Genomic DNA, 25888 nt, shown 5'->3' with positions numbered 1-25888 from the left:
CTTTAACCGTCAGGGGCAAGTCGCAGGGGACCGTGCCGCCAAGGTCGAACTCGACGAGCGGCTTTCTATCGGTCGCAATCGCACGCTCGCCGCTAATGTGGATGGCCGCTACTTAATAGGTATAAGGGCCGTCCACAGGGACAGCCGTGCAGCGCGATGCGAACTCGATGCCTGCAAGGAACCATTCAGGCAGAGGCTTCCACTCGTTGTCCTTAAAGCGCGGAGCTTCAGGCAAGCCCGAGCAATCCTCAACCGGCGGAAGGCTGTAGGTTCTCGAAACTATCGGATTAATATCAGCGATCTGATTCGACGCTCATCCTCAACGACTTAGGGCATACACGTCCTATTAGGCAGCCACCGACACCCTTAACGGATCGTTGACCACAGGAGCGTTGCAAAATCGTTGCAAAAACGAAAAAAGAGATCCGGGAGGATCGCCATTTTATTTTACAACCAAGTGGTTGTTTGGCTCCGGCGGTAGGGATCGAACCTACGACCAATTGATTAACAGTCAACTGCTCTACCGCTGAGCTACGCCGGAACACGGGGGCGATATAACAAGGGTGCCGAGCGGCGTCCATAGGGTTCTCTGAGAAAAATCAGGCCACCGTGAAAATAGCGTTCTGGGCCGGTTCCGGGTCCGCGGTGACGGCGCCGCGTTCGTGCAGGTCGAGAAGATGGGCGAAGACGTTGCGCGCGGCGGCGGGATGCAGGGCGGGCGGGGTCTCCACGTAGATCACGGCCGTCAGCTCGGCAGCCGTCGCGGGCCCCTCGGCAAGCGCCTGCATGATCTGCGCCTCGCGTGCGCGTCGATGCGCAAGCAGCCATTCGATCCTTGCCACCGGGTCCTCCACGGGATCACCGTGCCCCGGAAGGAGCCGGGCGGCCCCGCGTGCCGCGAGCCGGGCACAGGAGGTCATGAAGCGGCCCAGGTCACCATCGGGCGGCGAGACGAGCGAGCTTGCCCAACCCATCACCAGATCGCCACTGAAGATCGTCTCGCCCAGCGCGAAGCACATATGATTGCCGAAATGGCCCGGCGTCCAGATTGCCTCGAGCTGCCAGCCCTCGCCGCGCACGAGCTCGCCATCCGACAGGACCCGGTCGGGAACGAAGGCATGATCGACCCCCTCCCCGCCGCCGGCGAGCCCGCCCGCCGAAAGGCGCCGCATCATCGCCGAGCGCCCCGCCCCCGCATCGCCATAGGCCAGGACCGGCGCGCCGCTCACCGCCGAGAGCGCGGCCGCGAGCGGCGCATGGTCGAGATGGGCATGGGTGACGAGGATATGGCTCACCCCCCGCTCGCCGATGGCCGCGCGCAGTGCATCCAGATGGGCCGGGATGTCGGGCCCTGGGTCGATCACGGCCAGCCGTCCCGCGCCGCCATCCGCCGGCCCCACGAGGTAGCTGTTCGTGCCGGGACCGGTCATCGGCGAGGGGTTGGGCGCCAGGAGGCATCGCACGCCTCCGCCCAGATCGACCGCGTTCGACATCGCTCTTCCTCCCCCGGTCACAGGCGCCTATCGTCGCGCCATGACATTCCAATGGCTCAAGCGCTACATGCCGCGCACGCTCTATGGAAGGGCAGCATTGATCCTGCTGCTGCCCGTCATCACGATCCAACTGACCGTATCGGTGGTGTTCCTGCAACGCCATTTCGAGGGCGTCACGGAGCAGATGACCCGGAACGTGGTCCGCGAACTCGGCCATATCATCACCGTGATCGAGCAGGCCCCCGGCCCTGAACGCGGATTGTCACAGGTCGAGGCGCTGGCGCGCGATCTCAATATCGGGCTGACGCTGCCGGCGCCGCGGGTCATCCGGGGCGACCGGCGGCGGGTCTACGATCTGTCGGGCCGGGCGATGATCGCCACGCTGCGCGCCGGACTGCCGGGGCTGACCGGGATCGACCTGGCCTCCGACGAGAAACAGGTCGAGGCGACCGTCCGCACGCGCGCGGGGCTGCTGGGCTTCAGCATGCCGCGCAGCCGCGTCACCGCCTCCAACCCGCATCAGCTGCTGGTGCTGATGGTCGCCGTCAGCCTGCTGATGACGGTGATCGCCTATCTTTTCCTGAAGAACCAGCTGCGCCCGATCGCCCGCCTCGCCCATGCCGCCTCGGCCTTCGGCAAGGGGCGGACCCTGCCCTACCGCCCGGCCGGGGCGAGCGAGGTGCGCGCGGCCGGCAGCGCCTTTCTCGACATGCGCAACCGGATCGAACGGCAGATCGAACAGCGCACCTTGATGCTGTCGGGGGTGAGCCACGATCTGCGCACGCCGCTCACGCGGATGAGGCTCGGCCTTGCGATGCTGGAGCCGGAGGACGAGGCGGAGGCGCTCTTGGGCGATGTCGAGGAAATGGAGAAGATGCTTGCCAGCTTCCTCGATTTCGCGGCGGGCGACGCGCTCGACGACCCGGCGCAGATCGAGCCCGAAGCGCTCATCGCCGAACTCGTCGAGAAGGCCCGCCGGGCCGGGCACGTGGTCGATGCCGGGCCGGTCCAGTGCGAAGGGCTGCTGCACCTGCGCCCCCTGGCCATCACGAGGGCGCTCGACAACCTGATCGGCAACGCGGTGCGCCATGGCAGCAGGGCGCGCATCTCTTGCACCACGGGCGAGCGCGCGGCAGTGTTCAGCGTCGAGGATGACGGTCCCGGCATCGCGCCGGAGCTGCGCGACGATGCGCTCAAACCCTTCTCCAGGCTCGACACCGCGCGCAATCAAAATCGCGGCGGCGGGGTGGGGCTCGGCCTGTCGATCGCGATGGACATCGCGCGCCAGCACGGCGGCACGCTCAGGCTCGCCAGCAGCCCCGAGCTGGGCGGTCTGAAGGCGGATCTGGTGATCGCGCGTTAGGCGCCGTCAGTCCTCCTCGGTGTCGCGGCCACGAAAACCTGTCGCGACGACGAATTTCTCGGAGCTGTCCTTGCGGCTGGCCGGAGGCTTCACGTTGGCGACCTTGGTGAACCGCTGCTTGAGCAGTTTCTGCAGATCGCCCTCCGCCCCCCCGGCGAGAACCTTGGCCACGAAGGTGCCGCCCGGTGCGAGCACATCGAAGGCGAAATAGGCCGCCGCCTCGCACAGGGCGATGATCCTGAGGTGATCGGTCTGCTTGTGCCCCGAGGAGGAGGCCGCCATGTCGGACATGACCACGTCGGCCTCTCCGCCGAGCCATTGCTTGACCTGCTCATCGGCGTCGTCGGCCATGAAGTCGAGCACGTGGAACTCGGCGCCGGCAAGCGGCTCGATCTCCTGCAGATCGACCCCGAGAATGCTGCCCTGACGCTTGCCGGCCTTCTCGCCGAGCGTGTTCGCGCGCTTGACCGCGACTTGCGACCAGCCACCGGGCGCCGCGCCCAGATCGACGATGCGCGCGCCGGGCACGAGGAACCTGTAGCGGTCGTCGAGCTCGAGGATCTTGTAGGCCGCCCGCCCCCGATAGCCCTCGGTCTGGGCGCGGCGCACGTAAGGGTCGTTGAGCTGGCGCTGCAGCCAGAGCGTCGAGCTGAGCTTGCGCCCGCGCGCGGTCTTCACCTTTACCGTGAGATCGCGCTGCCCGCGCCCGCTGGTCTTCTTCGTCGTCATGCCCTGACCCTCCGGGCTGCAAGGCCCCGTTTGAATGGATTGGCGTATATCGGCCCCTCATGCCACTTGCGCAACCCCCGGCCGCCCGCGCGGACGGTTAATGGGCCGCTTCAGAACGGTCCGTCCTCGAGCACCCCGTCCGCCGACATCTGCGCGTAGAGCAGGCCCTCGCGCAATCCCCTGTCCGCCACCGACAGCCTGTCGGTGGGCCAGACCCGCAGCAGTGCCTGCAGGATCGCGGCCCCCGACATGATCAGCGCCTGCCGGTCGCGCCCGATCCGCGGATCGGCCCGCCGCCCCTCCGGCCCGAGCGTCAGGTAGTCGCGGATCACCTTGTGGATCTGCTCGGAGGTCATGCGCAGCCCGTCCACCCGGCTGCGGTCATAGCGGCGCAGGCCCAGATGGCTCGCCGCAACGGTCGTCACGGTGCCGCTCGTGCCGATGATCTGGAAGTTCTCCTTGTCCTGCTCCTGGGCGTAGGGGGTGAAATCGGCAAGGTTCTCCTCGAAGAACCAGCTCATCAGGGCAAAGCGCGCCGCGTCGTTCTTCACGTCGTCAAACTGCTCGCGCAGCGTTGCCACCCCTAGCGGCACGGAAATCCAGTCGACCACCCGCGCGGCCGGGAAAGGCGAGGCGTCATCGGGCCTGAAGCCCGCATGCAGGCGCATGATCGCCTTGGGGCGGTCGAGGCGCGGCACCCTCGTCAGGTCGATCCACACAAGCTCCGTGGAGCCGCCGCCGATATCGACGACGAGCAGCTGCTCGGTTTTCATGCTGACGAGTGGCGCGCAGCTTATCACCGCGAGGCGCGCCTCCTCCTCGGGCTCGATCACCTCGAGCGCGAGGCCGGTCTCGCGCTGCACGAAGGACATGAAATCACGCCCGTTCGTCGCCCGGCGGCAGGCCTCCGTGGCGACCAGCCGCATCCGCCGAACGTCATGTTTGATCAGTTTGCGCTGGCAGATACGCAGTGCCTGCACGGTCCGCGCGATCGAGGCACGGCTCAGCCGCCCCGACGCCTCGAGCCCCTGTCCAAGCTGGACGGATTTCGAGAAGCTGTCGACCACGTGGAACTGGTTGCCCTTCGGCTGGGCCACCAGCATCCGGCAACTGTTCGTTCCCAGATCCAGCGCGGCATAGAGCTCGGCGGAATCTGGTTTGGCGGTGCCGTGCGGCTCGACCGGCTTGGGGAACGCGCCCGCACCGTTGGGACGCTTGGGCGGCATTTCGCCCTCCATATCAGTTGGCTCCAAGGCTAATGGCCCGGCCATGCCGGCGCAAGCCTGCTGGCTGCCATGCTCATAAAGATCGTGAAAGATATGAGCCCGCGCGGATCTGGCCCCGGCCGCCCCCGTGGCCTACACCCGCCATGGGGCGCGGGGTCGCGCGGGTGCGGTCAAGTGTCGATATTCGTCGATGCCGTGCCGGCGGGGCCGCGTATCACGAGGCAGTGAGAGGGGAATCATCCATGCCGGACGTCACCATCGTTTACTGGCGCGACATTCCGGCGCAGGTCATCGTCGGCCGGGGCCGGGCCGCGGCCAAGGTGCAGCTTCCCGAACGCTTCGAGCAGGCGATCGACCGCGCCGCGATGAAGGTGGGCGCCGCTGATACGGATGCCTATCTCGCCCAGTGGCGCCGCGCGCCGGGCGAGGCGCGGGACGGCACCCCCGAGGAGGCCGCCGCCGCCGCGGCAACCGCGCTCGATGCCCATTTCGATCAGGCCCGCCTCAAGGCACTGATCGACAACAACGGTTGGGCGCCCGCCTGACCCGTCTTCTGGAGACCGCCATGGCCCTGCTGAACTTCCTGCGCACACAGCCTGCCCCCGCCCCTGCCCCGGGTGCGGGCCGCGACGCCGCGCTCGCCGCGTTCCTTCAGGGCCATTCGATCGAGGTGATGCCGCGCACCGCGGAGAAGATCGAGGATTTCACCGAGATCCTCGCGCCCGGCACCCGCGTCTATATCGCCCATATCGACGGGACCGAGATCGGGGACATGGTGCGCACCGCCGCCCGCCTCGCTCGCTCGGGCTTTTCGGTCATGCCGCATTTCCCGGCACGCAGCATCGAGGATGCCGCGACCCTCGACGACTGGATCGCGCGCTACCAGGGCGAGGCGGGGGTGCGCGAGGGGCTGATCCTGGCGGGCGGCATCGCGCAGCCGCGCGGCATGTTCGACAATTCGATGGACCTTCTGGAGACGGGCGCCTTCGACCGCGCCGGGTTCACGCGGCTCCACGTGGCCGGGCATCCCGAGGGCAACCGCGACATCGATCCCGATGGCGGCACGCTCAACGTCTCCGAAGCCCTCAGCTGGAAGCAGGCCTATGCCCAGCGCACCGATGCGCGCATGGCACTGGCGACGCAATTCTGCTTCGAGGCCCGGCCGGTGATCGAATGGGCCGAGACGCTGCGCGCCGCGGGAATGGACCTGCCGATCCATATCGGCGTGGCGGGTCCGGCCAAGCTGCAGACATTGATCAAGTTCGCCATCGCCTGCGGTGTCGGCCCCTCGCTGGGCGTGCTGCAGAAACGCGCGCTCGACGTGACCAAGCTGCTCACGCCCTACGAGCCGACCGAATTCGTGACCGAGCTTGCGCATCACAAGGCGGCCAATCCCGATTTCGCGATCGAGGCCGCGCATTTCTTCCCCCTCGGCGGCATCCGCGCCACGGCCGACTGGACGCGCGCCGTCGCCGGCAACACCTCTCATTCCAAGGACCACGCATGACCCGCACCGTTATCGAATCGAAGACCAAGACCGTCACGATCGGCTTCGACGAGCCCTTCTGCGTGATCGGCGAGCGGATCAACCCAACAGGGCGCAAGAAGCTCGCAGCCGAGCTCGAAGCCGGCGATTTCTCGACCGTGGAGCGCGATGCCCTCGAGCAGGTAGCCTGCGGCGCGATGGTGCTCGACGTGAACAGCGGCGCGGTCTTCACCAACAAGATGGCCGAGGACCCGCGCTACGCCGACAACAACTTCGTCGAGCCGCCGCTGATGCGCGAGCTGATCACCCGCATCCAGGCCCTCGTGGACGTGCCGCTCTGCATCGACAGCTCGGTGCCGGGCGCATTGGAGAACGGGCTCGAGGCGGCCGAGGGGCGTCCGCTGCTCAACTCCGTCACCGGCGAGGAGGAGCGGCTCGAGCTGGTCCTGCCGCTGGTCAAGAAATACAACGTGCCGGTCGTGGCGATCTCGAACGACGATACCGGCATCTCCGAGGATCCGGAGGTCCGCTTCGCCGTGGCCAAAAAGATCGTCGAGCGGGCCGCCGATTTCGGCATTCCCGCCCATGACATCGTCGTCGATCCGCTCGTGATGCCGATCGGGGCGATGGGCAGCGCCGGCCAGCAGGTTTTCGCCCTCGTGCGCCGCCTGCGCGAGGAGCTCGGGGTGAACACCACCTGCGGCGCGTCCAATATCAGCTTCGGCCTGCCGCAGCGCCACGGGATCAACGCCGCCTTCCTGCCGATGGCCATCGGGGCCGGCATGACGAGCGCGATCATGAACCCCGTGCGCGTTCAGGAGATGGAGGCGATCCGTGCCGCGAACTTCCTGATGAACCACGACGACAACGGTTACGAGTGGATCAAGTTCAGCCGCATCCTCGACGCGGTCGCCGCCGGGACCCCCTTCGCGGAAGCCTCCAAGGCGAGCATGGATGCGGGCGGCGCGCGGGGCGGACGCCGCCGCCGCCGCGGCTGAACGGCGGGGGCGCGGCTGAACGGCGGGAGCGCGGGCTAGAGCGGGCCGGCCTCCCGCGCCCGCGCTCCACCCTTGCCCCCGGACCCGGCCTCGGTGCCGCCATTGCCCGTGGCACCGCCTTCGCCATCGGCGCCATCATCGCCGCCGCGCGGCCTCAGGCGCAGGCGGATGCCGGTCCGCGAGCGCACCGTCAGATGGGCGACGGGGACCGGAACGGCATCCTTCACCGGCTCGAACCGCCACCGGGCCAGCAGCGCCGCGAGAAGGACCGTCCCTTCCATCATCGCGAAACCCGCGCCCGGACAGACACGCGGGCCGGCGGAGAACGGCAAGAAGCAATCCGGCGGCCCCGCGGGCCGGTCGGGATCGAAACCGTCGGGATCATCGTGAAACCGCTCGTGCCGGTGCAGGTGCCATGGGCTGAGCACGATCTGTGCGCCGCGCGGCACGGTGCGGCCCCGGAACAGCTCGCGGCCCCGCGCCTCGCGCACCATCATTGGAACCGGGGGATAGAGGCGCAGGGCCTCGCGGAAGACCGCCCTGACATAACGCAGCTGCGGAAGGGACGACATGTCCGGCGCGGCCTGGAATGCCTTCGCCTCGCAGGCGGCGCGAGCCTGCGCCTGCGGATCGCAGGCCAGAAGATAGAGCGCCCAGGCGAGCGCCGAGGCGCTGGTTTCGTGCCCCGCAAGGAAAAAGATGGCAACCTGGTCGACCATCTCGGCCGGAGCGAGGCGGCGCCCTGTCAACGGATCGGCCGTGGTCATGATCTTGGTCGCGAGGTCGTCCGGCGCGGAGCCCGCCTCGATCTGGCGCGCCCGCTCATCGGTCAGCTCGGTGATCAGGCGGCGGATGACACGCGCCGGCCGCCCCGTTCCCCGGCGCGGCACCCTCGGCAACCAGCGCGGCAGGGGCACGAAGGCGGCCGGGGTCAGGATCGGCTGTTTCCTCTGGAACTGACCGAAGGCGTCGAAGACACGCCGGGCCACCCGGTCCTCGATCGGCATCGAGAAGAGCGTGCGGAAGATCACATCCGCCGCCGCGTGGCTCGTCGCGGCCTCGATCTCCACCTCTCCTGCCTGCAGCCGCGCGGCCGCGGCCTGCCCCGCGGCCTGCATTGCGGGAAAGGCTCCGCGCAGCCTGCCGCCTTCGAAGGCCGGGTTGATGATCCGTCTCTGGCGCTCCCACTCCTCCCCGTTCGTCAGAAAGACGGAACGGCCGAGCAGCTGGCGCAGCCCCTCGCCCACGCGGTCCGACTTGGGAAAGTCCTGCGGTCGCTCGCGCAGCACCAGGCGCACCAGCGCGGGATCATTGACCAGGAAGCTGGTGAAGAACGGCGTTCGGAACTCGGCCATCCAGGCGCGGTAGAGCCGCGCGGGCTGCGCCGAGAGGATATCCCTGCGGAACAGGCGCAGATAGCGCATGAGCGAGACATTCCCGGCCCGCGCCACCGGTTTGGGCGGCAACCACCCGGCATCCCCCGGCGCGGGACGTGACGGCTGCGAACCTGCGGGCTCATCCGGCACGGGCCGGCTCACGCGGCCATGTCCCTGTGCGGGGAGACCGGAGCGCGGCGCACCGAGCGCGAGTTCACGCGGCCCGCGAACCGAGCGCCAAGGCTGCGCGGCCCGGCGGTGATCGCGAAGTAATCGTAGCCGCGCGGCCTGTCGAAGGCGCAGAGATACTGGAAATGCAGCCGGAAGAAACGCCATCTGAGCGCCTTCCATGTCTGCGGCGCGAGACTTTCGCTGAAGGCCGCCGACAGGATCAGGGGCCAGCGCTGCGCGGGCGGGGCGACACCGCTGACGGCGACCGGGTCGCATAACGCGAAGGCGCATCCATCCCCCGGGGCCGTGACATCCACCCAAGTCAGCCCGGGCGCGACCGAGAGCGCCGCCAGGTCGGCCCTGAGCGCCCCGGCACGCGGCAGGAAACTGACCATCGGCACCACCTGCCCCAGCGACAGGAACGACAGGGCCGGACCGCCGGGCGCCGTCCCGCGCCCGCGCAAGAGCGCCGCGAGAACCATGACGCCCAGATGCGCGCCCGAGGAATGGCCCACGATGAGCACCTCGTCGATATCCTCGTCGAGCGCCGCCTCGATGCGATCGGTGAAATGCGCAAGCCGGCCGCGCAGGGCCGGCGGGATGTCCCCGCGCCAGCGCGCGGTGAAGGCATAGTCGTGCATCAGGTAATAGGCGAAGAGGCGGTGATCGAGTGTCCTGAACCAGTGCAGCACCGCCCAGCCGGCGGCGAGCCCCGCCGCGAGCCCCGCACCGGCGCCGATCGCGCCGCCCGGCAGGGCCCAGCTTGCCAGCCGCCCCGCCGCCACGCCGATGGCGACCGCGGCGAGCAGTTGGCCCAGAAGCGCCGCCACCGGGTAGAGCGCCGCGATGACCGGACCCTTGCGCAAACGCAAAAGCCGCCAGAGCGCCCCCGAGGAAATATAGATCCACGCGGTGCGCAGCATCATCGCATAGGTCCGCGCGATGCCGCCCTGCATGCTGTGCCGGACGATGTCCGACCAGACCAGCACCTCGACGCGGGCGCTCGTTTCGTGCCCTTCCATATGGGAGGTGACGCTCCAGCCGAAGGGGCGCGGCGCGCCGCTCGCATCGCGCGGTGCGGGGCCGGCAGCAAGCGCGATCTCATAGCCGCTGATCCGGGCCTGCGTCGCCGCCTCGCGGCGATAGAGCTCGCGGTAGCGGCGCGGCGGGATCGGATCATAGCCCGGGATGTAGAAGACCGCACGCCTGCGCACTCTGCCTGGCTCGTCCATCTTGGCCCCTCCCGCGCGATGCCCCTGCCCGCCGCCGGGGCCCAGACTAGGGCCAAAACCGCGTGACGGTAAGCCTCAGCCGAGAAGAGAGAGCGAGGGGAAGGTTTCGAGCAACCAATAGGAGAAGGTGCTGAAGGCACCGGTGAGCAGGGCCAGGCCAACGATCACCAGCAAGACGCCCGAGATGCGCTCGATCAGTTTCATGTGGCGCTTGATCCGGTTCATCACGCCCATCGCCCGCTGCAGGAAGATCGCGGCCAGCAGGAAGGGAATGCCCAGACCCATCGCGTAGACGGCCAGCAGGGCCGTGCCCTTGCCGATATCCCCCTCCGAGGCCGCAAGGCTCAGGATCGCGCCCAGTTGCGGGCCGATGCAAGGCGTCCAGCCGAAGGCGAAGGCGAGGCCGAGGATATAGGCCCCGAAGGCCGAGCCGCCCTTGTCCCCGGCATCGAGCCGTGCGTCCCTGTTGAGCGCGGCGATCCTGAAGACACCCAGGAAATGGAGCCCGAAGACGATCACGACAACGCCGGAGATCTGCGCGAAAAGCACCTGGTTCGTGAGGAAGAACGCTCCGAACACCGAGGCGGTGAAGCCGAGGAAGAGAAACACGGTCGACAGGCCCAGCACGAAGAAGAGCGCCGCGATGACGGCCTTGCTCCGCGCCCTGCCCCCCGCGCTCAGCTCCGGCAGGGAAATGCCGCCCATATAGGCCAGGTAGGGCGGCACGATGGGCAGCACGCAGGGGCTGAGAAACGACAGCAGCCCGGCCGCGAGTGCCACCAGCATCGCGGGAAGCAGGCCCGCATCCATGATTTCAATTCCGAACATTTCTCTGCCATACCCGTTGCGATCCGCTCCGTCACGCACCGCGCGGTCACAACACCGTTTGTGGCGCGCGCCTTACCGGGAAACCCGCTCATGACCCATGATTCCGAACTGGATGCGCTCGGCCTGCTTTGTCCGCTGCCGGTCCTGAAGGCACGCAAGAGATTGCAGGCGCTCAAGAGCGGCCAGGTGCTCAAGGTCCTCGCCGACGATCCGGCGGCGATCATCGACATCCCGCATTTCTGTGCCGAAGCCGGCCACGAGCTGGCACTCAGCGAAAGCGACGGCACGGTGCAGACATACTACCTGCGCAAGGCATAGAGCGGCCAGCGGGCGGCCCGTCGCGGGCCGCGATTTCCAAGAGAGTTTGCAACGGGCCCCGCGCACATCCACATGCCGAAATGCCGAAGGCCCCGGCGGATGCCGGGGCCTTCTTGTCCGGGGCCCGCATGGCCCGTGATCGGATATTCGCTCAGCGGCCGAGCGACCACCAGCCGCGGCGCTTGGGCGGATTGGCCTCGCCCTCGTCATTTGCCGCCTCGGGCCTGTCGTCAGCACCCTCATTCGCGGCATCCGCATTCGCCGGTTCGGCATCGTCCCGAACGGGCGCCGCCTCTTGCTGCTGCTCGCTCGCAGGAGCCGTCGTGGAAGCCGGCTCGGCAGCGGCCGGCGTCGCCGGTTGCTCCGCTTCCGAAGCCTGCGCGATCTGCGCGACCGTGGCCTCGCGGGGCACGGGTCCGTCCTGCGGCGAGGGCGGCGCGATCGGCGCATCGGCGGCGACGCGCTCGGCGATCTTCTCGGCTCCGCCCTGCCCGTCACCATTGTCCTGCTCGGCGCGCTTGCGGCTGCGCGAGCGGCTGCGGCGCGGTTTGCGCGCGGCATTGCCCTCGCCGGTGTCCTCTGCCGTCTCGGCCTCCTGCGGCGCGGCCGCCTCCCCGGTCTCGGCGGGGGCGGCATCGGTGCCGGCATCACCGGACTGCGCCGGAGCCGTCTCGCCCTCGGATGCCTGGCTGCCGGCCTGGCCGTTCGGCTCGGCCGACTGCGACGCGGGTCCGTCGCCATTGCCGTTGCCCTTGCGGCGACGACGGCGGCGGCGGCGCTTCTTGTTCTGGCCGTCACCCTCGGCATCCTCGCCGCGCGGCGCGGCATCGGTGCGGGTCTCGGTGTCCGTGTCGTCCTGCTCCGGCGTTTCGACCTCGGTGCTCGCCGCTTCCGGTGCCTCGTCGGGATCGACCGTCTCGGCCTCGTCGACATCGGCCATCAGGGCCGCACCGCCGGAAATCACCGGCGCCGTTTGCTCGACCACGCGGCCGGTCTGGGTCTTGAACTTCTCGACTGTAAAATCGGGGCTGACGAGGGTCGGATCCCCCTCGACACGCACCGCCATGCCGTAGCGCGCCTCGATCTGGGCGATATGCTCGCGCTTGTGGTTCATGAGGTAATTGGCGATCGCCACCGGCGCCTTGACCAGCACCTCGCGGGTGCGCTTGCGCACGCCCTCCTCTTCGAGCTGGCGCAGGATATTGAGCGACAGGTTGTCATCCGAGCGCAGCAGCCCGGTGCCGTGACAATGCGAGCAGGGCTGCGTCGTCGCCTCGATCATGCCGGGGCGCAGGCGCTGGCGCGACATCTCCAGAAGGCCGAAGCCCGAGATCCGGCCCACTTGGATGCGGGCGCGGTCGGTCTTGAGCTTGTCCTTGAAAAGCTTCTCGACGGCGGCGTTGTTCTTGCGCTCGTCCATGTCGATGAAGTCGATCACGATGAGACCGGCCAGATCGCGCAGGCGCAGCTGGCGCGCGACCTCCTCGGCCGCCTCCAGGTTGGTCTTGAGCGCGGTGTCCTCGATCGAGCCTTCCTTGGTGGCCCGGCCGGAGTTCACATCGATGGCGACCAGCGCCTCCGTCACGCCGATGACGATATAGCCGCCGGATTTCAGCTGCACGGTCGGGTTGAACATGCCCGACAGGTAGCTCTCGACCTGATGGCGCGCGAAGAGCGGCATTTGGTCCTGGTAGTGCTTCACGTTCTTGGCATGGGACGGCATGATCATCTTCATGAAGTCCTTGGCCGTGCGGTAGCCCTCGGCCCCCTCGACCAGCACCTCGTCGATGTCGCGGTTGTAGAGGTCACGGATCGACCGCTTGATCAGGTTGCCTTCCTCGTAGATCGGCGCCGGGGCGATCGATCTCAGGGTCAGCTCGCGGATCTGCTCCCACATGCGCTGCAGGTATTCGTAGTCGCGCTTGATCTCGGTCTTGGTGCGCTTGGCACCGGCCGTGCGCACGATGAGCCCGGCGCCCTGCGGCACCTCGATCGTCTGCGCGATCTCCTTGAGCTTCTTGCGGTCGGCGGCGTTGGTGATCTTGCGGCTGATGCCGCCGCCGCGCGCGGTGTTGGGCATGAGCACGCAATAGCGGCCCGCCAGCGACAGGTAGGTCGTCAGCGCCGCGCCCTTGTTGCCGCGCTCTTCCTTGACCACCTGCACCAACAGGATCTGCCGGACCTTGATGACTTCCTGGATCTTGTACTTGCGGGCACGCGGCTTGCGCGGGCGGCGCACCTCGTCGCTGACATCGTCATCGGCGACCGATTCGATATCGGCGTCGCGCGCCGAGGCATCCTGGCGGCCGCCATCGTCATCCCGCCCCTCGCCGGCATCCTCGTCCTCGTCATCGTCGCTCTCCGCGAGATCGACGACCGCCATTCCGGGAATGTCGCTGACGATCGCCGCGGTGCGGGCGGCGGCCTCGAGATCGGCCTCCTCGGCGCTGGCCGGGGTGCCCTCCTCATCGGCGGGGGCACTGTCGGTCTGATCGTCGCTGACGGTCTTCTCGGACTTGCGGCGCGTGCGGCTGCGGCGCTTGGGCTTCTCGTCCTCGTCCTCAAGGGACTTGGCATAGGCGGCCTCCTCGGCGAGGAGCGCCTCGCGGTCGGCGACCGGGATCTGGTAGTAATCCGGATGCACTTCGGAAAAGGCGAGGAAGCCGTGACGGTTTCCGCCGTAATCGACGAAGGCGGCCTGCAGCGACGGCTCTACCCGCGTTACCTTGGCGAGATAGATGTTTCCGGCGAGCTGGCGCTTGTTCTCGGATTCGAAGTCGAATTCCTCGACCTTGTTTCCGTCGACCACCACGACGCGGGTTTCCTCCGCGTGGGTGGCATCGATAAGCATCTTCTTTGGCATGTTCTTGACTTTCGCACCGAACAGGGCGCGCCGGGTGGCGCCAGCCGCTGAGGGTGTGTTTTGCTGGGGGCGATGCGGCCCGAGACGTGGCAGATGGCAAGCGACCTTGCGGTCCCCCAGAGCTGCCTCGCTGTTCCGGCGCGTGTCATCGCGTTTCTTCTCCGATACCGCCCCATGGCGGCATCCATTCAGGCCCGGCCTTTTGGGCACGCGGGCAATCGACTGGCCTTTCGACCGAAGGTCCGCTCTCGGGGTGCCGCGTCTCAGCGGAGGCGACGTGCCCGTCCTGCAGAAAATGTCTCGGATCCCGCCATGCAATCTTGCGCATGGGAAACCACGCTCAACATAAGGGCGTGGATGGTGAAATGACAATGACCAATATCACCGGTGGCGCCCGGCACCCGCATGGCGGGATGCCGGGGCGGTCCGCTCACAGGTAGTCGGAGCGCGTCAGGCCGTATTTGGCCATTTTCTCGTTCAGCGTGCGCCGCGGCAGGCACAGCTCGTCCATCACCGCGACGATCGAGCCGCGATGGCGGCGCATCGTGTTGTCGATCAGCATCCGCTCGAAGGCTTCGACATATTCCTTAAGGGGCTTGCCCTCGGTGGTCATGCCGCTTTCGCCCTCGTCGTCATCGGCCATCAGAAGGCTCGAGATCGTGCCGGTGCCGCGCCGGCTCTGCAGCACGGCGCGCTCGGCCACGTTGACCAGCTGGCGGATGTTGCCCGGCCATGGCGCCTGCAGGAGCTGCGCCGCCTCCTGGGCGCTGACCTCGGGCGCATCGCAGCCATACTCGTCCGAGAACTGCTCGGAGAACCGGGCGAAGAGGGTGAGGATGTCCTCGCCCCGGCTGCGCAGCGGCGGCAGCGTGATCTTCATCGCCGCGAGACGGTAGTAGAGATCGGGCCGCAGCACGTCCTCGCAGGTCTTTCCCTGCTCGCTGAGATTGGAGATCGCGACGATGCGGGTTTCGGCGGGGCTGCCCTGCTCGTTCATCCAGGCCAGAAGGCGGCCCTGCAGGGGCGCCGGCAGCGCGTCGATATCCTCCAGCACCAGCGTGCCGCCGCGCGCCTCCTCGAGGAGCGGCGGCTGGGTGCCTTCGGCCATCGGGCCGAAGAGCCGCGCCGCGAGGGTGTCCTCGTCATGGCCCGCGACGGAGAAGAGCACGAACTTGCGTCCCGCCTTCGCGCCGACCGCGTGCAGCGCGTGGGCCACGAGCGTCTTGCCGGTGCCCGTCTCGCCGTCGATCAGGACATGCCCGTCGCTCTGTCCCAGGTCGAGGATGTCCTCGCGCAGGCGCTCCATGACCGGCGAGGAGCCGATCAGCTTCTTCATGATCCCCGACCCGTCGCTGAGCTCGCGGCGCAGCGCCCGGTTGTCGAGGGTCAGGCGGCGCGCATTGCTCGCCTTCTTGGCCAGCTCGGTCATCCGCTCGGGATCGAAAGGCTTCTCGAGGAAGTCGAAGGCCCCGATCCGCATCGCCTCGACCGCCATGGGCACATCGCCATGACCGGTGATCATGATCACCGGGAGGGCCGAATCCACGCTCATGAGACGCTTGAGAAACCCCATCCCGTCCATGCCCGGCATCTTGATGTCGCTGACGACCACGCCGGGCCAATCCTGTCCGACGGTCTTGAGCGCCTCCTCGGCGCTGGCGAATGTCTGGGTGTCGAAGCCTGACAGGGACAGCCACTGACTGATCGATTGCCGCATGTCCTGTTCATCGTCGACGATCGCGATTTTCATGGTTTGCGCCATGGGAGCTTCCTCACTCGGCCGCCTTCAGCGCATCATCCGCCGTCGGCAGCTGCATTTCGAATACGGCGCCGCCGGCTCGTCCGTTGCGAGCCGTCAGCCGTCCGCCAAGGTCGTTTACGATACCGGAGGAAATGGCAAGACCCAGTCCGGTTCCGTCTCCGGGCGACTTGGTGGTGTAGAATGGCTCGAAGAGCGACTCCAGATCGGCGATCCCGTGGCCATTGTCGCGCACCGTCAGGTTCGCCGAACCGCCGCCGCGCAGCAACAGCTCGATCTTCGGCCGCGACGTCTCCTTGGTCGCATCGAGAGCGTTGCGCAGCAGGTTGATCATCACCTGCTCGACCCTGATGCGGTCGGCGCGGATCAGCAGCGGATGCTCCGGCACCGATTTCTCGATCGCCACGTCGCGGCTCTTGAGCTGCGGCTCCATCATCGCGAGGGCCGAGGAAAGGCAGGCCCGCATGTCCAGCGTCTCGAAGGCGTCGCCCCCCTTGCGCGCATAGCTCTTGAGCTGCCGCGTGATCGCTCCCATCCGGTCGATCAGGTCGTCGATCCGCTGGAAACTCGACAGCGCCTCCTCCAGCCGCTTGCGCTGGACGAGGAGACGCGCGCCCGCAAGATAGGTCTTCATCGCGGCGAGCGGCTGGTTCAACTCGTGGCTGACGGCGGCCGACATCTCGCCCAGCACCGCCAGCTTGGAGGTCTGCGCCACGGTCTGCTCGGCAACCTCGAGGTTCTTTTCGGCCTTCTCGCGCTCGGCGATCTCCCGCTGCATCGCGATGTTGAGCCGGCGAAGCGCCGCCGACTCGCGCTGAAAGAAGATCACGCGGCTGAGCGCCTTGCGGCTCACGAGGTAGAATCCCAGCGCGAGAAGCAGCGCGAATCCCATGATCTCGAGCGCCAGGACCCCGTTCACTTTCTCGCGCACGCTGGCATAGGTGGTGAAGCTGGTCATCCGCCAGCCCTGGAAGGGGATGCGTGTCTCCTGCCGCATCACCGCCTCGCCCGAAAGGTAGGCATCGGCCGGCAGCGCCGTCCAGTCGGCCGTCGCCTGGATCGCCCTCTGGATCGCGTTGGGCGCCGAGCGGCGTGCCAGCGCCTCCGCCTCGGGCAGACCGCGCCAGCGGCTCTCGGTCGACAGGATGATCTTGCCTTCGGAATTGTTGACGAAGACGGCATCGGAGAACCCGGCCCAGCTCTGCTCGAACTGGCGCAGATCGACGCCGACCACGATCACCCCGGCAAGCTGTCCGTCCACCTCGATCCGCCGCGAATAGCTGAAGGCGAAGGCGCCGCTGGGCATCCTGACGGTCGAGAAAACCGTCCCGTTGGAACGCAGCGCCTCGACGAAGAAGGGCTCCGCGCGGTAGCCCGAGCCGATCAGGTTGCGATCCGTCGCCCCAACCGTGCGCCCGTCGCGGTCCAGGAGCAGCAGCGAGGCCGCGCCGATCTCCTCGACATAGGAGATCAACCTCTGGGTGGTTTGCGAGAAATCGCCCGAGTTGAGCGCCCCGATCAGGGCCGGATCGCGGCTCAGCAAGAGCGGCACGATGGAGGCCCGGCGCAGCTCGCTCAGCAGATTGCCCGAGTAGAGCGCCAGCCGCACCTCGGCGCGGTTGCGCGTGCTTTCGGTGAAGCGCTCGGTCAGCAGGGTGTTGGTCACCCAGACGACGGAGACGGCCACCACCACGAAGACCGCGAGGAACAGCCGGATCGGCCACTTGCGCGCCGGCGGGTCGCCCTCGTCTTCGATGTCGTCGCTTGCGGTCATGCGCGAAGGTTACGCCGGCTGGCGGGCGCGCTCAAGCATCCGCGGTGCCCAGCGCCTCCATCAGGCCGGCGAAAAGCTGCGCACCATCGGTATTGCCATGCGCCGCCTCGACCGCCCGCTCGGGATGGGGCATCATGCCCAGGACCCGCCGGTTGGCCGAGACGATCCCGGCGATGTCGTTCACCGAGCCGTTGGGATTGTCGTCATAGGTGAAGACGATCCTGTCCTCGCCGCGCAGCAGCTCGAGCTGCTCTGGCGTGGCATTGTAATTGCCATCGTGATGGGCGATCGGCAGCGCGATCTGCTGGCCTTGCGTGAAGCGTGCGGTGAAGGGGCTGTCGGTGCTGGTGATGGTCAGCGGAACGGTGCGGCAGATGTATTTGAGCCTGCGGTTGCGCATCAGGGCGCCCGGCAGCAGGCCGGTCTCGGCGAGGATCTGGAAGCCGTTGCAGACCCCGAGCACGTAGCCCCCCCGCCCGGCATGCTCGCGCACCGCGCCGCAGATCGGCGAACGGGCCGCGATCGCGCCGCAGCGCAGGTAATCGCCGAACGAGAAGCCGCCCGGAATCCCGATGAGGTCGATCCCGGCGGGCAGCGCTGTCTCCTTGTGCCACACGCGCGACACTTCGGCACCGGCAAGCTCGAAGGCGCGGACCATGTCGCGGTCGCAATTGGAGCCGGGAAATACGATGACGGCAACCTTCACGGCGCTTCCTTCTCGGTCTGGCGCTGGGCGCCGCGGGGTGTCACTTGCCGGGCGCGCCGGCCGGGAACAGCTCAGACGAGCTCGACTTGGTAGCTTTCGATCACGGTGTTGGCGAGGAGCTTCTCGCACATCTCGCGCACCGTGGCCTCGTCGGTGCCCTCGGCGAGATCGAGCTCGATGACCTTGCCCTGGCGCACGCCCTCGACGCCGTCAAAGCCGAGCGCGCCCAGCGCGTGACGCACCGCCTCGCCCTGCGGGTCGAGGACACCGTCCTTCAGCATCACATGCACTCGTGCCTTCATCTCCAAGCTCCTCGATCGTCCGTCCGCCGCGCGGACCTCATCCAGTATCGGACCCGCCCCGGCGGGCCCGCTCGTCATCGTCGTGCATTCGGCCGCCTCTGCCCGCCGGGCGGATGGCTAGGAGCGGCGGGCGGATCGAACCGCCCGCCGCGCCGTCAGTTGATAAGCGTCGGCTTCGTCGTGTGGGTGACATTCGAGGGGAGCACCCCGAGCCGGCGGGCCACCTCGGTATAGGCATCGGCGAGATTGCCGAGATCGCGCCGGAAGACGTCCTTGTCGAGCTTCTGGCCCGTCTCGATGTCCCAAAGACGGCAGCTGTCCGGGCTGATCTCGTCGGCCACGATGAGCCTGTGGAAATCGTTCTCCCAGACCCGGCCGATCTCGATCTTGAAATCGACGAGCTTGATGCCGACGGCCATCATGATGCCGGACATGAAGTCGTTGACCCGCAGCGCGAGCGCGATCATGTCGTCGAGATCCTGCTGGTTGGCCCAGCCGAAGGCGATGATGTGCTCCTCGCTGACCAGCGGATCACCCAGCGCGTCGTCCTTCAGGCAGAACTCCACGATGGGACGCGGCAGCGCGGTGCCCTCGGCCATTCCCAACCGCTTGCTGAGCGAGCCGGCCGCGAAGTTGCGCACGATCACCTCAAGCGGGATGATCTCCGCCGAACGGATCAGCTGCTCGCGCATGTTGATGCGCTTGATGAAGTGGTTCGGGATGCCGATCTGCGTCAGCCCCTTCATGAAATACTCGCTCAGGCGGTTGTTGAGCACGCCCTTGCCGTCGATCGTCGCCTTCTTCTCGGCGTTGAACGCGGTCGCGTCGTCCTTGAAATACTGAACCATGGTGCCGGGCTCGGGGCCTTCGTAAAGGATCTTCGCCTTGCCTTCGTAAATCTTCTTGCGACGTGCCATGCCTGCTCCAACCGGGCCATGCGCAGGATTGCAGGGGCCCGTTTCAGCGCCCGCTATAGGGCATCGTCGTCAGGCGGGCAAGAACGCCCTCTTGGCAAGGCGCCGGCGGCTGAGCATATCAGAAGAGCAACCGATGTTTGAGGAGGATCCAAGATGACCAGCTTCCAGGACCGCGAACGCGCCTTCGAACAGAAATTCGCACATGACGCCGAGATGCAGTTCAAGGCCGAGGCAAGGCGCAACCGCCTGCTCGGCCTGTGGGCCGCCGGCCTGCTCGGCAAGAGCGAGGCGGAGGCGGCCGACTACGCGCGCGAGGTGATCAAGGCCGACTTCGCCGAGGCCGGCGAGGAGGACGTGTTCCGCAAGGTGTCCGGCGATCTGGCCTCGCGCTGCGACGCGGCCACGGTGCGCGCCAAGATGAGCGAGCTGATGACCGCCGCCAAGGCGCAGATCATGGGCGAGGACTGACCGGCCCGCTCGGGCGCCGCCATTCGCCTCCCCGGCGCCCTTGCCCGCCCTGGGACCGCATCGCGGATGCCGGGGCGGGTTTCGTGCACGGGCTGCATGATGATCATGACGTCTCGTCATTTGCGCCCCGGCGCGGCGCATGCGATGTAGCGCGCGCGCAAGCCGGGCGAGAGCCCCCTGATTTGCCCTGCATGGCGGGGCGCCCAAGCGAGGAAGGCCACCGAAGATGAGTGACGCGCTGCAACGGATGCTCGAGAACCGCGAGTGGATCCTCGCTGACGGAGCCACCGGTACGAACCTGTTCAACATGGGCCTTCAGGCAGGCGACGCGCCGGAGTTGTGGAATGTCGAGGCGCCCGGGAAGATCCGCGCCCTCTACGAGGGTCCGGTCGGCGCGGGGAGCGATCTGTTCCTGACCAACAGTTTCGGTGGCAACGCGGCGCGCATGAAGCTGCATGGCGCGCAGGACCGGGTGCACGAGCTCAATCGTGCCGCCGCCGAGATCGCCCGCGAGGTCGCCGACAAGGCGGGCCGCGACGTGGTGGTCGCGGGATCGGTCGGACCCACCGGCGAGATCATGGAGCCGATGGGGCAGCTGACCTACAAGGGGGCGGTCGAGATGTTCCACGAGCAGGCGGAGGGCCTCAAGGAAGGCGGCGCCGACGTGCTCTGGGTCGAGACGATCAGCGCCGCCGAAGAATACCGCGCCGCCGCCGAGGCGTTCGAGCTGGCCGGAATGCCCTGGTGCGGCACCATGAGCTTCGACACGGCCGGGCGCACCATGATGGGCCTGACCTCCGCCGACATGGTGAAGATGGTCGAAGGGCTCAAGAGCGCCAAGCCCCTCGCCTTCGGCGCCAATTGCGGCGTCGGCGCCTCCGACCTGCTGCGCACCGTGCTCGGCTTCACCGCGCAGGGCGCCGAGCGGCCGCTGATCGCCAAGGGCAACGCGGGCATCCCCAAATACGTCGAGGGCCATATCCACTACGACGGCACGCCCGAGCTGATGGCCGAATATGCCACCCTTGCGCGCGATTGCGGTGCCAGCATCATCGGCGGCTGCTGCGGCACCACGCCCGAGCACCTGCGCGCCATGCGCGAGGCGCTCGAGACCCACGCGCGCGGTCCGCGTCCCACGCTCGAGCAGATCACCGAAACGCTCGGCGGCTTTTCCTCCGCCAATGACGGGACGGGGACGCAAGCCGCGCCCGAACGCACCCGCCGGCGGCGCCGGAGCTGACATTGCGCGCCGGCGCGGCCCGCGCGGTCGGTGGCCGCGCCGCGCGTGTCGTTATTCGGCAACCCGGGCGGCCGTTTTGCGTATTACTGGCCCCATTACCGCACATGACCCAGAGAAAGGGAGTGCCCTGCCATGTCCGATGACCAAGACGACATCATCCTGTCGGAACTGCCCGATGACGAGCTCGTGCTGCAGATGCATGACGATCTCTATGACGGTCTGAAGGACGAGATCGAGGAGGCGGTGAACATCCTGCTCGAGCGCGGCTGGGCACCCTACCGCGTCCTGACCGAGGCGCTGGTGGGCGGTATGACGATCGTGGGGAACGACTTCCGCGACGGCATCCTCTTCGTCCCCGAGGTGCTCCTGGCCGCCGGCGCCATGAAGGGCGGCATGTCGATCCTCAAGCCCCTGCTGGCGGAGACCGGCGCGCCCCGGATGGGCAAGATGGTGATCGGCACGGTCAAGGGCGACATCCACGACATCGGCAAGAACCTCGTGGGCATGATGATGGAGGGCGCCGGCTTCGAGGTGGTCGACCTGGGCATCAACAACCCGGTGGAGAAATATCTCGAGGCGCTCGCGGCGGAGGAGGCCGACATCCTGGGCATGTCCGCCCTGCTGACCACGACCATGCCCTACATGAAGGTGGTCATCGACACGATGGTCGCCGAAGGCATCCGCGAAGACTACATCGTCCTTGTCGGCGGCGCGCCGCTCAACGAGGAGTTCGGGCGCGCCATCGGTGCCGACGCCTATTGCCGCGATGCGGCCGTCGCGGTGGAGACGGCCAAGGACTTCATCGCACGCAAGCATAACAGGATGAACGCATGACACAGAAGTTGACCTTCTTCCTTGCGCGCGGGACGATCTCCGTGGCGCCCCATATCGTCTTGGAAGAGCTCGGCCTGCCCTACGAGCCGCGCTGGATCGATCTGCGCGCCGGGGCGCAGCGCGGCGCGTCTTATCTCGAGGTCAATCCGAAGGGCCGCGTTCCCGCCCTGTCCACTCCGCAGGGCGTTCTGACGGAAACCCACGCGATACTCGTCTGGCTGGCCAGCACCCATCCGGATGCCGGCCTCCTGCCCGCCGATCCGTGGGAGCGCGCCCGGATCGACGAGCTCGCCCTCTACCTTGCCGCCACGATGCATGTCGCGCATGCCCACTTCGCCAGGGGCGGCCGCTGGGCGGATGATGCGGATGCGGTCGCTGCGATGAAGGCGAAGGCCCCGGCATTAATGGCAGAATGCTGCGCCGTCATCGAGGCGCGGCTCAACGATCACGAGGGACCTTGGGCGACGGCGTCGGGCTACACCATCGCCGATCCCTATCTCTATGCCGTTTGCCGCTGGCTGAAGGGCGACGGGGTGGCGATCGCCGACTATCCCGCCCTCGCCGCGCATCACGCCGCGATGGCCGAGCGCGAGGCCGTCAAGACCGTCGAGGCACGCCACGCCTGATCCCGAACACCGCGCGGCACCCCGGCGCCCCAGGGAGGCGACACGCAGCATGAGACAGGATCGCCCCCTCTCACCTTCGGCGTCGCGCGCCGCCCGTGATGCGGCCGGCGCCCCGGTCGGGCCGGACAGGCTGCTGCTCGTCGCCTGCGGCGCCCTCGCCCGCGAAATCGGCGCCGTGATCGGCGGTGCCGGCTGGTCCCATGTCGACCTGATCTGCCTGCCGGCGATCTTGCATAACCGCCCCGAGGAGATCCCGCAGGCGGTTCGCCAGGCAGTGCTCGATCACCGGGCGGAGTATGCGCGGATATTCGTGGTCTACGCCGATTGTGGCACCGGCGGGCGCCTGCAAAGCGAATGCGATGCCCTCGGGGTGGAAATGGTGCAGGGGCCCCATTGCTACGCGTTCTACGAGGGACTGGAGGCGTTCGCAGCGCGCGAGGAATGCACCGCCTTCTATCTCACCGATTTCCTCGTGCGGCAGTTCGATGCCTTCGTGATCCGTCCGCTCGGGCTCGACCGGCATCCACAGCTGCGTGATCTCTACTTCGGCAACTACGACCGCCTCGTCTACCAGGCGCAGACGGAGGATCCCGAACTCACGCGCCGTGCACAGGATTGCGCTACGCGGCTGGGTCTGACCTTCGAACGACGCTTTACCGGGTACGGCAATCTGCAAGACGAGATCGTCCGCAGAGCCCCACCCGGCTGACCCTTCATCTCCGCGAGAAATACCTTGCGGGGGTCCGGGGGCGCAAAGCCCCCGGCGGCGATCGCAATCTGGCTCAAGCGTGCAGTCCGCAATCTGCGCCGGGACGATATCAAGCCGCGGTCTGCTCGGCGATACCGTCGATCCGCTCGATCATCGCGCGAAGCCCGTTCGAGCGCTGCGCCGACAGATGGTCGTTGAGGCCGAGGCGCGCAAGCTCACGCGCGGTATCGACCTGCGTCACTTCCCGCACGGTCAGCCCGTCATAGAGCGCATGCAGCACCCCGATCAGGCCCTTGACGATCATCGCGTCGCTATCACCCTGGAAATGAAACACGGCGCCCGGCCCCTCGCCGTCGATCGCCGGATGCAGCCAGACCTGGCTGGCGCAGCCCTCCACCTTCGTCGCCGGAACCTTCAGCGCCTCGGGCATCGGCGGCAGGGCACGGCCCAGCTCGATCACGTGCCTGTAGCGTTCTTCCCAATCGTCCAGGAACTCGAACGTCTCGGCGATCTCCTCGAATGCCGCGCTGGCCATGTGCTCTCTCCGCGTGTCAGACTGTGCCTGACCTAGGCAACGACCGGCCGAAGGACAAGTGCAACACAGCGGCCGCCGTGTCCCCTCCCGTGCCAAGGCACGCTTTCAAAGCGCCCGGCGATCCGCTACTTCCGTCGGGAAGGCCCTGAGGAGACACCCATGCGCAAAAAGCTTGTCCTGTCGGTTCTGGCGCTCGCGATGCTGGGAGGATGCGCCCGGGTCTCCGAAAGCCGCTTCAATCCGCTCAACTGGCTGGGCGGCGGCGGGGGGAGCAGCACCGCCCGGCCCGCCGATTACGTCCGCCCGCCGGAGACGCGCCCGCTCGTGGACCAGATCACGAGCGTTTCCCTGGAGCCGACGCCGGGAGGCGCGATCCTCACCGCGGTCGGTCTGCCGCCCAGCACGGGTTACTGGGACGCGGCCCTGATCCCGGTGGAGGGCGCGCCCGAGAACACCCTCGCATTCCGCTTCCATCTGCGCCCGCCCGCCGTCACGCGCGCGGCGGGAGCGCCGGCGGCACGCCTCGTCAGCGTCGCACTCCATCTGACCCGGCGCGAGCTGGAGGGGGTCGGAACGATCACCGTCAGCGCGGCGCAGAACGCCCTAAGCGCCGCCCGCTGACGCCGGCGATGCACCGCGCGCATTCCTTACGTGAGGCCGCCATGCGGCACGTGATCTGTCAGGGATGACCGAGCCGCGAACGGGATCGCGCATTGCACCCTCCCGACTCTCCGCCCGGCCGCTTCAGGTCAGGTCGAAGACCACGACATCCGCACCCTTGGCCACGAGACCGATCTCCCCCCGGCAAAGGCGCACCGCATCCATCCCGAAGACCTTGTTGCGCCAACCGGTCAGGGCCTGCACGTCGCGCTCGCCCCCCGCGATCAGATCGAGATCGGCCGATGTCGCGATCAGCTTCTGCGCCACCCCGGCCGTCTCGCTCTTGGCCTTCAGCAGGACCCGGAGCAGATCGGCGAGCGCCGGGTTCACCTGCAGTTTCTCGCGTGAGCGGTCGGGCTGGGGATGGGTGGAGGGATCGCTAGTCATGCCGGCCTTCACCGCCGCGAGGATCCCGTCGGCGATCTCGCCGCGCCGCGCCTCGCGCAGGAGCAGCCGCGCGCGCGCGAGGTCCTTTTCCGATTGCGGCTTGGTCGAGGCCAGCTCGAGCATCGCGTCGTCCTTGTAGACGCGGTTGCGCGGAATGTTGCGCTCCTGCGCGTAGCGCTCGCGAAAGGCGGCGAGTTCCTTGACGATCGCCATGAACCGCCCCGACTGGGTGCGGGTCTTGATCCGGCGCCAGGCCTCGTCCGGCTCGACGCTGTAGGTGGCGGGATCGCTCAGCACCGCGAGCTCCTCCTCGACCCAGTCCATCCGGCCCGACTTGCGCAGCTCGGCGTCGAGATATTCGTAGATGGTCCTCAGATGCGTGACATCGGCGAGGGCGTAATGCTTCTGCGCATCGGTGAGGGGGCGGCGCGACCAGTCGGTGAAGCGCGATGTCTTGTCGAGCGGTTGACGGGCGATCTTGCGCACCAGCGTCTCATAGCCGGCCTGCTCGCCGAAGCCGCAGACCATGGCCGCGACCTGCGTGTCGAAGAGCGGCGCGGGGATCACGTCGCCTTCGACGCAGAAGATCTCGAGGTCCTGGCGCGCGGCGTGGAAGACCTTGACCACGTCGGGATTGCGAAAGAGCGCGTAGAGCGGCTCGAGGTCGATCTCCCCGATCAACGGGTCGACGAGGACCGCGTTCTCCTCGCCCTCGGCCGGCAGCGCGAGCTGGATCAGGCAGAGCTTGGAGTAATAGGTGCGCTCCCTGAGGAACTCGGTATCGACGGTGACATAAGGATGTCGGGCGGCCCGTTCGCAGAAATCGGCAAGTGCTTGTGTCGTGCTGATCGTGATCATCGCGCTGTCTTGCTTCCCTGCTCGTTCCTG

At 67.7% G+C, this 25888-nt stretch carries 25 protein-coding genes and 1 tRNA gene; 11 read left to right on the top strand and 15 right to left on the bottom strand.

The window, feature by feature from the left end; genetic code table 11:
* Positions 1-466: 466 nt before the first annotated feature.
* Both PMES_RS02300 and PMES_RS02295 read right to left on the bottom strand, forming a co-directional pair.
* A tRNA-Asn gene (locus tag PMES_RS02300) sits at positions 467-541 on the bottom strand.
* Positions 542-599: 58 nt separating this feature from the next.
* The gene (locus PMES_RS02295) at positions 600-1493 is read right to left on the bottom strand and encodes an MBL fold metallo-hydrolase (protein WP_159963919.1); all 894 of its coding nucleotides are present in this window, start codon (positions 1491-1493) and stop codon (positions 600-602) included.
* A gap of 40 nt (positions 1494-1533) precedes the next feature.
* Here PMES_RS02295 and PMES_RS02290 point away from each other — a divergent pair, with 40 nt between their 5' ends.
* Entirely contained in the window at positions 1534-2856 is a 1323-nt protein-coding gene (locus PMES_RS02290; RefSeq protein WP_159963918.1) for an ATP-binding protein, read from the top strand.
* 6 nt (positions 2857-2862) lie between these two features.
* Here the strand turns inward: PMES_RS02290 and PMES_RS02285 are convergent, their stop codons facing one another.
* A complete protein-coding gene (locus tag PMES_RS02285) occupies positions 2863-3585 on the bottom strand; it encodes an RlmE family RNA methyltransferase (RefSeq protein WP_159963917.1) in 723 nt (240 codons plus the stop codon).
* 110 nt (positions 3586-3695) lie between these two features.
* A complete protein-coding gene (locus PMES_RS02280) occupies positions 3696-4811 on the bottom strand; it encodes a Ppx/GppA phosphatase family protein (protein ID WP_159963916.1) in 1116 nt (371 codons plus the stop codon).
* A 242-nt stretch (positions 4812-5053) separates the two neighbouring features.
* On the opposite strand from PMES_RS02280, the gene PMES_RS02275 reads away from it, so the two are divergent.
* The 3 genes from PMES_RS02275 to PMES_RS02265 are packed head-to-tail and all read left to right on the top strand — an operon-like array spanning position 5054 to position 7295.
* Positions 5054-5356, top strand: a complete 303-nt coding sequence (locus PMES_RS02275; RefSeq protein ID WP_159963915.1) for a virulence factor — start codon at positions 5054-5056, stop codon at positions 5354-5356.
* Positions 5357-5376: 20 nt separating this feature from the next.
* Positions 5377-6318, top strand: coding sequence for a methylenetetrahydrofolate reductase (locus tag PMES_RS02270; protein ID WP_159963914.1), 942 nt, complete (start codon positions 5377-5379; stop codon positions 6316-6318).
* On the top strand, positions 6315-7295 hold the full coding sequence (locus PMES_RS02265; RefSeq protein ID WP_159963913.1) for a methyltetrahydrofolate cobalamin methyltransferase: 981 nt from the start codon (positions 6315-6317) through the stop codon (positions 7293-7295). Before PMES_RS02270 ends, PMES_RS02265 begins: the two co-directional genes overlap by 4 nt.
* A gap of 35 nt (positions 7296-7330) precedes the next feature.
* Here PMES_RS02265 and PMES_RS02260 read toward each other — a convergent pair whose 3' ends face one another.
* The 3 genes from PMES_RS02260 to PMES_RS02250 form a co-directional block, all read right to left on the bottom strand.
* Positions 7331-8719, bottom strand: coding sequence for a cytochrome P450 (locus PMES_RS02260; RefSeq protein ID WP_159964000.1), 1389 nt, complete (start codon positions 8717-8719; stop codon positions 7331-7333).
* A 110-nt stretch (positions 8720-8829) separates the two neighbouring features.
* The gene (locus tag PMES_RS02255; protein WP_159963912.1) at positions 8830-10074 is read right to left on the bottom strand and encodes a hypothetical protein; all 1245 of its coding nucleotides are present in this window, start codon (positions 10072-10074) and stop codon (positions 8830-8832) included.
* Positions 10075-10149: 75 nt separating this feature from the next.
* Positions 10150-10902, bottom strand: coding sequence for a cytochrome c biogenesis CcdA family protein (locus PMES_RS02250; RefSeq protein WP_159963911.1), 753 nt, complete (start codon positions 10900-10902; stop codon positions 10150-10152).
* Between the two features lie 90 nt (positions 10903-10992).
* Between PMES_RS02250 and PMES_RS02245 the strand changes: the two genes are divergently transcribed.
* Complete coding sequence (locus PMES_RS02245) at positions 10993-11220, top strand: sulfurtransferase TusA family protein (protein ID WP_159963910.1); 228 nt, start codon at positions 10993-10995, stop codon at positions 11218-11220.
* Positions 11221-11371: 151 nt separating this feature from the next.
* Here PMES_RS02245 and PMES_RS02240 read toward each other — a convergent pair whose 3' ends face one another.
* The 6 genes from PMES_RS02240 to purC all read right to left on the bottom strand — a co-directional run bounded on the left by PMES_RS02240 (position 11372) and on the right by purC (position 19541).
* Positions 11372-14083 carry a ribonuclease E/G gene (locus PMES_RS02240; RefSeq protein WP_159963909.1) on the bottom strand — a complete coding sequence of 904 codons (2712 nt, stop codon included), beginning with the start codon at positions 14081-14083 and terminating at the stop codon, positions 11372-11374.
* A gap of 430 nt (positions 14084-14513) precedes the next feature.
* Positions 14514-15845: a sigma-54-dependent transcriptional regulator gene (locus PMES_RS02235; RefSeq protein ID WP_159963908.1), complete on the bottom strand. Its 1332-nt coding sequence runs from the start codon at positions 15843-15845 to the stop codon at positions 14514-14516.
* A 10-nt stretch (positions 15846-15855) separates the two neighbouring features.
* Positions 15856-17616 (bottom strand): sensor histidine kinase, encoded by a 1761-nt coding sequence (locus PMES_RS02230; RefSeq protein ID WP_159963907.1) that lies wholly within the window; start codon positions 17614-17616, stop codon positions 15856-15858.
* 31 nt (positions 17617-17647) lie between these two features.
* A complete protein-coding gene (purQ, locus tag PMES_RS02225) occupies positions 17648-18322 on the bottom strand; it encodes a phosphoribosylformylglycinamidine synthase subunit PurQ (protein ID WP_159963906.1) in 675 nt (224 codons plus the stop codon).
* Positions 18323-18393: 71 nt separating this feature from the next.
* The gene (gene purS, locus PMES_RS02220) at positions 18394-18624 is read right to left on the bottom strand and encodes a phosphoribosylformylglycinamidine synthase subunit PurS (RefSeq protein ID WP_159963905.1); all 231 of its coding nucleotides are present in this window, start codon (positions 18622-18624) and stop codon (positions 18394-18396) included.
* A 155-nt stretch (positions 18625-18779) separates the two neighbouring features.
* The gene (gene purC / locus PMES_RS02215) at positions 18780-19541 is read right to left on the bottom strand and encodes a phosphoribosylaminoimidazolesuccinocarboxamide synthase (RefSeq protein ID WP_159963904.1); all 762 of its coding nucleotides are present in this window, start codon (positions 19539-19541) and stop codon (positions 18780-18782) included.
* 153 nt (positions 19542-19694) lie between these two features.
* Here purC and PMES_RS02210 point away from each other — a divergent pair, with 153 nt between their 5' ends.
* From PMES_RS02210 to PMES_RS02190, 5 genes are all read left to right on the top strand, one after another.
* Complete coding sequence (locus PMES_RS02210) at positions 19695-20009, top strand: DUF1476 domain-containing protein (protein ID WP_159963903.1); 315 nt, start codon at positions 19695-19697, stop codon at positions 20007-20009.
* A 226-nt stretch (positions 20010-20235) separates the two neighbouring features.
* A complete protein-coding gene (bmt, locus tag PMES_RS02205) occupies positions 20236-21249 on the top strand; it encodes a betaine--homocysteine S-methyltransferase (RefSeq protein ID WP_159963902.1) in 1014 nt (337 codons plus the stop codon).
* Positions 21250-21381: 132 nt separating this feature from the next.
* On the top strand, positions 21382-22083 hold the full coding sequence (locus tag PMES_RS02200) for a corrinoid protein (RefSeq protein ID WP_159963901.1): 702 nt from the start codon (positions 21382-21384) through the stop codon (positions 22081-22083).
* The gene (locus tag PMES_RS02195) at positions 22080-22709 is read left to right on the top strand and encodes a glutathione S-transferase family protein (RefSeq protein ID WP_159963900.1); all 630 of its coding nucleotides are present in this window, start codon (positions 22080-22082) and stop codon (positions 22707-22709) included. Before PMES_RS02200 ends, PMES_RS02195 begins: the two co-directional genes overlap by 4 nt.
* A gap of 49 nt (positions 22710-22758) precedes the next feature.
* The gene (locus PMES_RS02190) at positions 22759-23418 is read left to right on the top strand and encodes a DUF1638 domain-containing protein (protein WP_159963899.1); all 660 of its coding nucleotides are present in this window, start codon (positions 22759-22761) and stop codon (positions 23416-23418) included.
* Between the two features lie 109 nt (positions 23419-23527).
* Here PMES_RS02190 and PMES_RS02185 read toward each other — a convergent pair whose 3' ends face one another.
* Positions 23528-23953, bottom strand: coding sequence for a SufE family protein (locus PMES_RS02185; RefSeq protein WP_159963898.1), 426 nt, complete (start codon positions 23951-23953; stop codon positions 23528-23530).
* A gap of 159 nt (positions 23954-24112) precedes the next feature.
* Here PMES_RS02185 and PMES_RS02180 point away from each other — a divergent pair, with 159 nt between their 5' ends.
* Complete coding sequence (locus PMES_RS02180) at positions 24113-24574, top strand: hypothetical protein (protein ID WP_159963897.1); 462 nt, start codon at positions 24113-24115, stop codon at positions 24572-24574.
* A gap of 123 nt (positions 24575-24697) precedes the next feature.
* Here PMES_RS02180 and rnd read toward each other — a convergent pair whose 3' ends face one another.
* A complete protein-coding gene (rnd, locus tag PMES_RS02175) occupies positions 24698-25858 on the bottom strand; it encodes a ribonuclease D (protein ID WP_159963896.1) in 1161 nt (386 codons plus the stop codon).
* Between the last annotated feature and the right edge of the window lie 30 nt (positions 25859-25888).

The organism is Profundibacterium mesophilum KAUST100406-0324, assembly GCF_009835145.1.
Classification (GTDB): Bacteria; Pseudomonadota; Alphaproteobacteria; order Rhodobacterales; family Rhodobacteraceae; genus Profundibacterium; species Profundibacterium mesophilum.
This window is presented reverse-complemented; position numbering and strand designations above follow the sequence as displayed.